This window comes from uncultured Gimesia sp., assembly GCF_937919775.1.
In the GTDB taxonomy this organism is placed as follows: Bacteria; Planctomycetota; Planctomycetia; order Planctomycetales; family Planctomycetaceae; genus Gimesia.
The window spans coordinates 1-4451 of record NZ_CALFPF010000197.1 but is presented as its reverse complement, the minus strand read 5'-3'; the positions used below and the strand labels follow the sequence as shown (position 1 = coordinate 4451).

The following is a 4451-nucleotide window of genomic DNA, read 5'->3' as shown; positions in this document are numbered from 1 at the left end:
GCTCGCGCGCGAACTGGGGAAACGTGCGACGGGCAGCACATTTTATCTTTTAGATGAACCGACTACCGGCCTGCATTTTGCGGATGTCAAGTTGCTGCTGAAAGTGCTGCATCATCTGGTTGACGCCGGGAATACGGTGCTCGTGGTCGAACATCATCTCGATGTAATTAAAACTGCGGACTGGGTGATTGATCTCGGACCCGAGGGGGGGGAAGGGGGAGGCACGATTCTCGTCGAAGGGACGCCGGAAGAAGTCGCCGCCTGTGCCCATTCCTATACCGGTCTGGCATTGAAAGAACAAACCGAACTCGTGCCTGCGAAAGCGGCGAAGGGCAAGAAAAAAACAAAAGCGTTAAAACTGACGAATCCGCATCTGCGCTGGCAGGCGGCGCACAGGAAAACGAACGGCGAACCCAGAGGGGACAGCACGGAAATCGTCATTCGCGGAGCCGGTCAACATAATCTGCAGAATCTCGATCTGAACATTCCCCGCAATCAGATGAATGTGTTCTGTGGCCCGAGTGGCAGTGGCAAGAGTTCGCTGGCGATGGACACGCTGTATGCGGAAGGGCAGCGGCGTTACGTGGAATCGTTGTCGGCGTATGCAAGACAGTTTCTCGGACAGATGCCCAAACCCAAGTTCGAACACATTCACGGACTTTCGCCGGCGATTGCCATCGAACAAAAAACAACCGGCCATTCGCCACGATCCACCGTCGGCACGGTAACCGAAATTTATGATTACCTGCGCGTACTCTTTGCCCGCCTGGGAACCATGTATTGTCCGGACTGCGATATCCCCGTGGAAACGCAAACGACCGATGAAGTCATTCGGCGAATTCTCTCTCTCGAAGCCGGTACGAAACTGTTGATTCTGGCTCCGGTGGAGATCAATGTCGGTCAGGAGTATGAAACGCTCTGGGAAAAATTGCGGGCGCAGGGTTTTCTGCGCGTCCGCATCGATGGCATCACGTATCGACTGGAAGAGGTTCCCCAGATTGACCGTCGCCGTCGCCACGAAGTGGAAGTCGTCATCGACCGGATTACCGTTGCTGCCAAAAACCGTTCGCGCATTGCCGATTCGGTTGAGTCGGCTCTGGCGTTCGGGCAAGGTCTGATGTATGCCTGCTACTGCGATGATTCGACTCCGGAAAACGAGTGGGACTTCGAAACGTTCAGCCTGTTTTATTTCTGTGAACAGTGCGGGCAGAGTTTTGAAGAACTGACGCCTCACAATTATTCCTTCAACAGTCCGCTGGGCTGGTGCGAATACTGTGAAGGTCTGGGCACCGAACTGGGTACGAATTTGTCTGAGTTGATTCCCGATCCGAACCGTTGTCTGCAGGACGCGGCTGTCGCAGCCTGGCCTGATCCGCGGACGAACCCGCAGTTCAAGAAAGTGCTGGCAGCGATTGCGAAGCAGTTTCGGATTCCACTGGACGTGCCCTACAATCAGCTCAGCGTCAAACAGCAGAGACTGGTGCTCTACGGCGATCAGGAACGCTGGATTCCCCTTGATGATTCCGGCAAAATTCAATTTCAATACAAGGGCCTCTATCCTGCGATGGAAGAGGCATCGCGTCTGTCGTTCGCGTTTCGAAGCCGCCTGCAGGAGCTGACGGGTGAAGTTCCCTGTTCGGTTTGTAATGGGAGCCGCTTGCGCACCGATGCCGCCGCTGTGCGATTTCAGGGGAAAACCATCGGTCAGTTTTGTGATCTCCCTTTGAAAGAAGCGCTGTCGTTTATCAAAAAAGCAAAGCTCGACAAACGGGAAAAACAAATCGCCGGCGAATTGATCAAGGAAGCCACCAGCCGTCTGCAGTTTCTGGTCGATGTCGGATTGGAATATTTAACCTTGAGCCGTCCGTTACCCACGCTTTCCGGTGGAGAGAGTCAGCGGATTCGGCTTGCCGGTCAGGTGGGACGCTCCTTAACGGGCATCCTTTACGTGCTGGATGAACCGACCATCGGTTTACATCCGCGCGATAATACGCGTCTGATTAATACTCTGAAAAAACTGAGAGACATCGGCAATACGATTGTGATGGTCGAACACGATCGGGAAGTGCTCGAAGCCTCTGACTGTCTCTATGATTTTGGTCCGGGGGCGGGACGGTTTGGCGGCACCATTGTCGGCCAGGGATCTCCCAAAGAATTAAAACGGAGAAAAAAATCACTCACGGGGCAATATCTGTCGGATCAGTTAACAATTACGATGCCCAAAGAGCGCCGCGTGATTTATGAAAAACAGGGGACAGAAGAAGTCGCGGTCTCTCCCACCGGTCACTGGCTGGAGTTAAAGGGCGCCCGGCAAAACAATCTGCAGTCGGTCGATCTTGCGATACCATTGGGATCATTCACCTGTATCACCGGCGTGAGTGGCTCAGGTAAAAGTTCTCTGATTGAAGAGACGCTGGCACGGGCGGTGACTAAAAAACTGCACCGTTCGCAGGAAGCCCCTGGTCCGCACGATGCCCTGCTGGGCCTCGAGCAGATTAATAAAGCGATTATTGTAGATCAGAAGCCGCTCGGAAATACTCCCGCCTCGAACCCGGCGACCTATACCGGCGTGTTTGACCAGATCCGGGAACTGTTTTCACGATTACCCGATGCCAAAGTGCGGGGTTATCAGCCCGGGCGGTTCAGCTTCAATCGTTCCGGCGGACGCTGTGAGGACTGTGAAGGGAACGGCCAGCGCTGTATCGAGATGCACTTTCTGCCCGATGTCTGGGTCACCTGTGAAACGTGTAACGGCAAACGTTATAACCAGGAAACGTTGTCCGTCAAATATAAGGGGAAATCAATCGCCGATGTGCTGGAGATGTCGATTGGTGAAGTGGCGGAGCTGTTTAAAAATATCCCCGCCATTCGACGCACGATGGAAACGCTCTGCGCGATTGGTCTGGATTATCTGACGCTCGGACAGTCCGCGCCCACATTGTCGGGCGGGGAATCGCAGCGCGTCAAGCTGGCGGCAGAACTGGCCCGACCCAGCACGGGGAAAACATTGTATCTGCTGGATGAACCGACGACGGGCCTGCATTTTGATGACATTGCCAAGCTATTGAAGGTGCTCAACAGTCTGGTCGAACTGGGAAACACGGTGATTGTCATCGAGCATAATCTGGATGTGATTAAAACCGCCGACTGGCTGGTCGATGTCGGACCGGAAGCGGGAAGTGGGGGCGGTCAGATCATCGCCGCCGGGACGCCGGAAAAAATTGTGGAGCACTCAGACCGCTACCAGAAGCAGAACGCTTCATCCGGTTCGCGAAAATCAAAACAGGCGCCGCTGTTAAGATCTTATACCGGAGAAATTCTGAAGCCGATTCTTTCGTCCGGAACACGGGTCGAGCGTGAAATATTCGATGCGCAAAGTCTGAGTGAAAAACAGGCGGGGGATATCGATCTGAAACACATCGGCCGCGACGCGCAGATGCCGTGGCAGAAAGATGGCAAACGCTGGCACACGCAGGATCACGTGGCATTATCGGGTGCATCCTGCCAGTGGGAAGGAGCAGCTCTCGAAACGGTGATTGACGTCATCGAAAACAAAGAGGGTTTCGGCGACATCAACTGGAATCACCGTAGTATTGTTGAAGTGAACGGGCCGCTGAAAAAACAGGGCTGGTTTCTGCATGCGAATACCGGCGACGAATGGTTGCTCAGACTCAGTTTCCGGGTGAAGCGGAATACGTTCCAGCAGGATACATTACGCGAACAACTGGCACTGGAGTCGCTGGATGATCTGGATGAACTTCCGATCTACGGACGTTCCAACCGGGTGCGCGTGAAAAATCTGAAAGGCCCGTGGCAGGAAGTCAGTCTGACCATCCACTGGCAAAAAGAAGTCAACACTCCCGCATTTGCTGAATTTCTGGAAGCCGCCTGTCAGTCGTATCTCGGATTAATTCACCACGATCAGATCAAACCCGAAGATATTTTGCCCTGGAAAGTGCTGAAGAAAAAATGGCATCTTTCCCGTAAAGGCTTTCCAAATCATAAACGCGTTTCCTGGGAGGCGGATCTGCTGGAATCGCTGTTCGAGCTGCTGGAAGAGGCGTATCCTGATTCGGAAATCCAATGGGATAATAAATCGTTAGTTAATTTTATGAATGCAGGGGAGAAGAAACCATTTCTGACGGTTCACACCAAGCGGCGTGAAGGGGTCGATATGACGTTTCTGGCGTCCCAGGAAAAAATCACTCTGGGTAAAATAGCTGATCTTGGTGCCGAGCGTGAAATCAAAACCGACGCTTCTAGCAAAGAACAGGCGCGCATTCGTTTTACAAATAAAAAACAACTTCAGGTGAAAGCCTTTAAAACGCTGTTGAATGCGATGGTGCAGTGAGAATAATTGCACAGAGTCTGCAAACCGACTCAGTAATACAGCGGTAAATTTACCGAACCGGGAAAAGATGTTGACGTTTTTTGTTTTAACAGATACGATA

General features: G+C 52.8%; 1 protein-coding gene. It reads left to right on the top strand.

The window, feature by feature from the left end; translation table 11 throughout:
• On the top strand, positions 1-4351 hold a 4351-nt coding region (gene uvrA / locus Q0294_RS05225; protein WP_299461620.1), incomplete at its 5' end, for an excinuclease ABC subunit UvrA.
• Between the last annotated feature and the right edge of the window lie 100 nt (positions 4352-4451).